The organism is Protofrankia sp. BMG5.30, assembly GCF_001983005.1.
Lineage (GTDB): Bacteria > Actinomycetota > Actinomycetes > Frankiales > Frankiaceae > Protofrankia > Protofrankia coriariae.
Window position 1 is genome coordinate 1 of record NZ_MOME01000082.1, and the last position, 6464, is coordinate 6464.

Below are 6464 nucleotides of genomic sequence, written 5' to 3' on the forward strand. Positions count from 1 at the left end.
GACCGGAGCCTGCCGGACTGCTGGCTGTTGGCCGAATGGCCCCCCGGCCAGCCCGAACCCACCGACTACTGGCTGTCCACCCTGCCCGAGGGCACCCCCCTGCGGCACCTCGTCCGCCTCGCGAAGATCCGCTGGCGGATCGAACACGACTACCGCGAACTCAAAGACGGCCTCGGTCTGGACCACTTCGAAGGACGCACCTTCACCGGCTGGCACCACCACGTCACCCTCGTCAGCATCGCCCAAGCGCTCTGCACCCAGCTCCGCCGCGACCCAAAAGTCCCTGCGCCGGCCTGACTCTCTACGGAGTTCTCCGCACCCTCCRGGCCCTGCTTGCCGTCTGGACCGGCGCCTGCCCCACCTRCCAACGACCCTTCACCCACACACCCAACGTCACACAACACCTATCCGGAGTCACCTAACGATGTCCTACTACCCGTTGGGCGTAATCCAGGTACTGTCGGCACCAGTCCTGCCACGAGACGTGTCCCTCTCCGGGCCGGAAGGGTGATCAGATATGCCGGTTGTGTCCCTCGGCCCGTACACGGTGTCCGAACGGCTCCTTGCCCGCGACGACATGCGCGCCGCGCTCGCCGCCCGCGACTTCGGCACCGCCTTCCGGCTGATGCGGAAGTACGACGCCGCCAGTCAGGACCGCATCGCCTCCGCGGTCGAGGGCCTCGACCAGAGCCGCGTCAGCAAGATCGTGCACGGTCGGGACCGGGTGGCCTCCCTGGAACTGATCGAACGCATCGCCGACGGCCTGCGCATCCCCGGCGGCATGCTCGGCCTGGCCCGCCGCACATGGGAACCMACCGCACACCCACCGCACGCCCAGGTAGACGTAAAGGCGCCGGTGGTCGACAGCCGGTCGGGCACCGCTCAGCAGCCGGTCACCAACCCCGAGGCAACCGCTCAAGGACTGGTGTACGAACCCTCGGTGCGACGTACCCTGAGCACTGTCGCCGAGCTCGGGAGGGCCGACGTGCGCCGTCGGGACATGCTGCTTCGTTCATCATTCGTTCTCGGTGCACTCGCCGGCCCCAGCCGAGATTGGYTGTTGACCAGCCTGGACGCCGCCGACGCCGGCCGGCCCGCCCACGCGGACATGGCCGCGGTCGAGTCCATCCGCAACATGTTCGGCGTGTTCCAGGAAATGGACGTCATCCAGGGCGGTGGTGACATCGCCCGCCGCACCGTCGCCCAGTACCTGACCGAACACGTTCTCCCGCTCCTGCAGGAATCCCACCCCGAGCCCGTCCGCCAGGCGTTGTTCGAGGTCGCCGCCGAACAGACCTATCTCGCCGGCTGGATGGCGTTCGACTCCGGCCAACACGGCATCGCGCAGCGCTACCTGATCCAGTCCCTCCGGCTCGCCGACGCCGCCGGTAACCGGATGCTCGGCGCCCATGTCCTGGCTGGCCTCTCCGACCAGGCAACCCAACTCGGCCACCCCGACGAAGGGCTCCGGCTCGCCCGCGCCGGCCGCCACGGCCTGCGTGGTCTGCGTGCCCCCGCCGCCCTGACCGACCTGTACGTGTTGGAAGSCCGCGCCCTGTCGGTCCTGGGCCGCTCCACCGACACCGCCGCGACGATCGCGCAGGCCGAAAAGACCTTCGATCTCATCAACCCGGCGAACGAACCCGAATGGGCAAAGTTCATCGACGAGCCCTACGTCACGGGGGAGATCGCGAACAGTCTCCGCGACATCGGCGACCCGACCGAAGCCCACCGCTACGCCCGCCAGTCCGTCGAGGCCGCCCGTAAGCAGAACCGGGGACGCCGCGGGGCACTCAGCCAAACCGTCGTCGCCGTCAGCTTCACCCAGCAAAACGACCTCGAAGGCGCCATCACCGCCGGCCACACGGCGATCGACATCGCCGCCGGAGTCCCCACCTCCGCCCGCTACGTCACCGCCATGACCGACCTGCGGAAACGACTCGCCCCGTACCAGCAAAATACCCACGCCCGCGAACTCGTCTCCCGCATCGACCGCACCGCGCTTGCCGGCAGCGCAGCCTGACCACACCGGAGCCGAACCGACGACCAGCGGTGCGGCCCGACGGACGACGCCGGCTATGTCCGAGGCTGACTGACTGCCGAATTATCCGTTTTAGGATCAAGAGCGGGCCGCGCCGCGCGACCGCCTGCGCGTGGCGCTGGCGCGCCATGCTCGCCGGGCGCGTCGCGCACCACCTATCCGCAGAGACCGCAGGCCGATCTACCCATTGACGGATCATCAATTGATAGGCAGGATTGCAGTACACATGTGGCTACTGGGGGGAACTGTGGGAGCGGTACGCGTCTGGGACGGCAAGGAATGGGAAAGGTACTGCATGGCCATTCTACGCCTCCACCACGGAGCCCAGGATTTTCATATAGTTCCCGATCGCCACGGCGGAGACCTCGGCCTTGAGGCGTTCACGCAGGATGGATGCGCGTACCAKTGTTACGCCGCCCTTGAGCCATTGTCGACAGCGGACCTCTACGAGAGTCAGCGCAACAAGCTCACAAAAGATCTCGGAAAACTTCGACACAATGAGCAGGAGCTTTCTCGCCTTGTTGGTTCGATAAAAATTCGACGCTACATGTTCATGGTCCATCGCCATGACTCGCACAAGCTTCTTCAGCACGCCCAAGGCAAGGTAGAAGAAGTGAAGTCCTGGGGCTTGCCATTCATAGCGAACGATCTTGCTATTGTTGTCGTCACCGACGATTCATTCTCTAGGGAAAGATCTTCACTTCTGGGCATTCCGCCGCCGCTTATGGACATGGAGTTTCCTGAAGTGCCAACCAGCGATTGGGCCATAGAGAATACCGAGCTCGTCGCCACAGCGACGCGGAAACTTTCGTTTCTCCCCAGTAAAGAGATGGCTCGCCGCTACTTAGAGACTCTCATGAAACAGTATCTTCAGGCTGAGAACGTGCTCGAAACAATGCGCCTGAAGTATCCCGACCAGTGGCAAGCCGCAGAACGCTGCAGGGCCCAGAAAGAAGACCTTCTAGTACTTGAGTACGGGGCCTTTTTCGATAGTCCTTCGGCGAGTCAGATCCTAAAAATCGTAGAGGATCTGACTCAGGATCTGCAGCGTTCCGTACCGGCGCTCGGCATCGATATGGCCAGGCAGTTTTCTTGGGCTTCGGTAGCCGATTGGCTAATGCGCTGCCCTCTGGACTTTATTCCGGCGGAGGCGGCAGCATGAATGACCTGGACTTCCTCGAAAGTGCCTTCGCCGCCATCGACACGCCGGTCAGATTCGCACGCCGACCAGATCCTGTTCCTGCTGATCTCCGGCTATCCTGGCGGCTAGTGATTCTCGCCCTGATACTGCGCAGATGTCGCGCAGACACAGCAACAGTTCAGCAGCTGCATGTGCTTTCTTGGGCGATCAGAACTACGAAATCTAGAGCCGTCTTCCTTCGGTGGATCAGTGGAGAGAAGAGGCCGGACGACRTAATAGTACGTTTCGAGCCCTCAATATCCCTGTCAATCGATCTAGCCAACGGTTCTGGACTTGTGAAGCGTTCTAGCAACGRCCGAATTACGTTGACAGAAAARGGTCTTCTTCTCGCCGAAGCCATCAACCGTGACCCTGACACGCTTCGTTCCGAAAAGGAATTTCTCAATAAACTTCCCAGACGAGTCACTCAACGTTTTGTGYACGATGCTGTTGCGTGGATGGGCTGAGTGATGCGCCTGAAAATTCGTCGTCTCGCTCTGCAGGCGAACACTAACGGTCCGACCTTCGGCACGACGATAGACTTCGACGACGGCTTGAATATCCTCAGGGCCGACAATTCGAGCGGGAAGTCTACCTGCCTGCAGGCAATAATCTATGGCCTTGGGCTGGAGGGAATGCTGAGTCCCCGCAGGGAGGTTCCGCTTCCTCATGCTATGACTGACATCATTGAAGCAGGCGGGGAAGTATTCACGATCGAATCGTCGTATGTAAGTCTTGAGATCGAGAATAGCAATGGCGAGATCTTGGCAATTAGAAGAACGGTACGTGGCCAACCCGATACCTCGGTAATACAAACTTGGGCTGGCCSCATGCTGACCGATCCAGGGGACTGRCCACAACGAGACTATTTTGTGCGTCGACCGGGAGCGGCCCAGCGAGAGGCAGGGTTTCACTTCCAGCTCAACCGCTTCCTTGGCTGGCAGACTCCTCGAGTTACGCGAATGGATGGTGGGGAGGCGCCCTTGTACCTCGAAGCGCTCTTTCCCTACTTCTACGTAGAACAAAAGCATGGATGGTCCGGGGTGCAAGCTAGGATACCTGGCTATCTGGGTCTCAGGGAGCCAGGAAAAAGGGCGGTGGAATTCATTCTAGGGCTCGATGCATTCGAGCGTGTGTTGACTCGCCAACGCCTCATTTCAGCGCGATCCATCTTAGAAAGCGACTGGAAGTCAGTTGCGCGGGCACTAAGTACTTCAGCTGAATCGGCCGGCGTGGTCGTCAGAGRCGATTTTGAAAAACCTTCAGAAAACTTCGAGATCTCTTCGATCTCTTACACTATTAGTACCGGGCAGGTTTGGTCCAGCCTTGATGATGAGATTGATCGTCTCGCGGCGGAAGTAGCTCGTTCTCAAAGAACGCCGATTCGTAGAGTGGATCAAGTCGCCAAACAGGGAGAAAGTGAACTCCTGTCTGCTCAGAATTCTCTTACAAACGCCGCTACCGCACTGTCCGCTGTCATGGAGGAAGTTGAGAGTAATCGCCRCCGTAAGGTCGAAATAGAAAGTAGGATCGATGCGCTGGATGAGGATCTACAACGACATCGCGATTTAAGGGCTCTTAAGAGGCTTGGTGCTTCGCAATCCGGATTGTTGGACGACTACAGTATCTGCCCTACCTGCCACCAGGAGCTTCGTGACGGCATGGAGATCTCACACGCTCCGATGTCGATCGATGAAAATATAACCTTTATAGAGCAAGAGCTTCAAACTTTTCGCGCAATGCTTCACGATGTTGATCGAGTTTCGACCGCTCTTGCCGCGCGAGAACTACTCCTTCGCGAGCAGGTTACCGGTCTACGACGGCGCGTTCGTGTGTATAAGCAGGCATTATCAGATGTTGACTCGACGCCGTCTGCAACAGACATCGCGGAGAGGATCAGGGTCGAGGACCGACACGAAGATCTGATCCGCAAGCAAGCAGAACTCATTAGGATTACCCGCCAGCTCAGCGAAATATCGACCTCATGGCGTTCAAATAGCGAGCGGCTTAGAGCGATAGGCGAAGTAAGGGTTGACGAGAGCGATCTTGCCAAGCTCCGACTGTTGGAAAAAATCATTCGGGAGCAGCTGAAGAGTTACGGCTTCGGGTCTCTTCAGCCCGACACGATTGAAGTGTCGGACGATACGTATCGTCCGACCCACGAAGGATTCGATCTCGGGTTCGACTTGTCTGCAAGTGACATGATCAGACTAATCTGGTCGTATCTCCTCGGTTTACTCGAAACTAGCCTACGCAGTAATGGAAATCACCCGGCTTTCTTGGTCTTCGATGAACCGCGGCAGCAAGATACGGCGCCAATAAGCTTCGAGCGTCTTTTGTCTCGGTCTGCATGGATGACTACCAGAGGCGTTCCAGTACAGATCATATTCGCGACGAGCGAGAGCGAGGGCACGATTAGCGAGATGGTTAACAATCTTCCGCACAGAATGATCAGTTTTTCGTCGGAGCGGAAGATCCTTCAACCTCTATAGGCTATGGATTGTAAGGCCCGGCGCGGCCTCCCGACGAGCAGGGCACGTCAATGCGGCATAACAGCCGTCAGTGTTGATCGGCCACGTCCCGTGGCAGACTGTAGGCCTTCCTCGACCAGCAGGTGCCCCCGCTTGCCGGCCCGGGAGGGGTCAGATTGTTCGAGTCGAGCCCGGTGCAGTCCCGCGACCGGTGTACCCATCGGTGTACCCAAGCCGGCGGATGTTGGCGGACGAGCACGAACACCGGTGGACGGCGAGCGCAGGCCACGCTGACACGGCGGACGTCCACGGACGTCAGCGGACAAACCGCTCTTTCCTCTTAATCTGCGGGTTCGGGGTTCAAGTCCCTGGCGGCGCACCCGCCGGCTTGCCATGCTCGCCGATCTTTGATCGGCTTCGCCGAGGGACGTGATGTCTACCCGGGGGGCGGCCCCCGGACCCCCGGTGTCGCGCTCTGCGCGACTACCATCCACACGGAATCCCATGACAGCGTACCGTGCACCGGGTGAGACAGCCTGTGCCGCACAGCGGGGAGGGCTATATGCAGGAGCCCGAGCTGCCGGCAGCTCTCTGTGATGTCGAGCTTGTTGATCCACCCGCCTGGCTCGACGAGGTGCTCGTGGATGCGGATGAGGATCTGTCCGCGGGATGCTTGCGGTCGTTCGCGTCGATCGAGGAGTTCGACGCCTACGCCCGGCAGGTCACTGCCGATGACGGAGAGGCACTACGTCGCACCGCATGACCGGTTGGG

Annotated in this window: 5 protein-coding genes; all 5 read left to right on the forward strand. The window is 60.1% G+C overall.

The window, feature by feature from the left end; all coding sequences use genetic code 11:
• On the forward strand, positions 1-297 hold a 297-nt coding region (locus tag BL254_RS24425), incomplete at its 5' end, for a transposase (RefSeq protein ID WP_139342497.1).
• 220 nt (positions 298-517) lie between these two features.
• Positions 518-2023 (forward strand): helix-turn-helix domain-containing protein, encoded by a 1506-nt coding sequence (locus BL254_RS28875; RefSeq protein WP_076845356.1) that lies wholly within the window; start codon positions 518-520, stop codon positions 2021-2023.
• A gap of 244 nt (positions 2024-2267) precedes the next feature.
• Positions 2268-3203 carry a hypothetical protein gene (locus BL254_RS26645; protein WP_139342498.1) on the forward strand — a complete coding sequence of 312 codons (936 nt, stop codon included), beginning with the start codon at positions 2268-2270 and terminating at the stop codon, positions 3201-3203.
• 488 nt (positions 3204-3691) lie between these two features.
• Complete coding sequence (locus BL254_RS24440; protein WP_076845360.1) at positions 3692-5713, forward strand: AAA family ATPase; 2022 nt, start codon at positions 3692-3694, stop codon at positions 5711-5713.
• A 541-nt stretch (positions 5714-6254) separates the two neighbouring features.
• Complete coding sequence (locus BL254_RS24445) at positions 6255-6455, forward strand: hypothetical protein (RefSeq protein ID WP_047221656.1); 201 nt, start codon at positions 6255-6257, stop codon at positions 6453-6455.
• Positions 6456-6464: the final 9 nt, after the last annotated feature.

Bases quoted from the DNA above. Each gene is read 5' to 3' on its own strand.
- BL254_RS24445 (WP_047221656.1), top strand. From the start codon at position 6,255: ATGCAGGAGCCCGAGCTGCCGGCAGCTCTCTGTGATGTCGAGCTTGTT.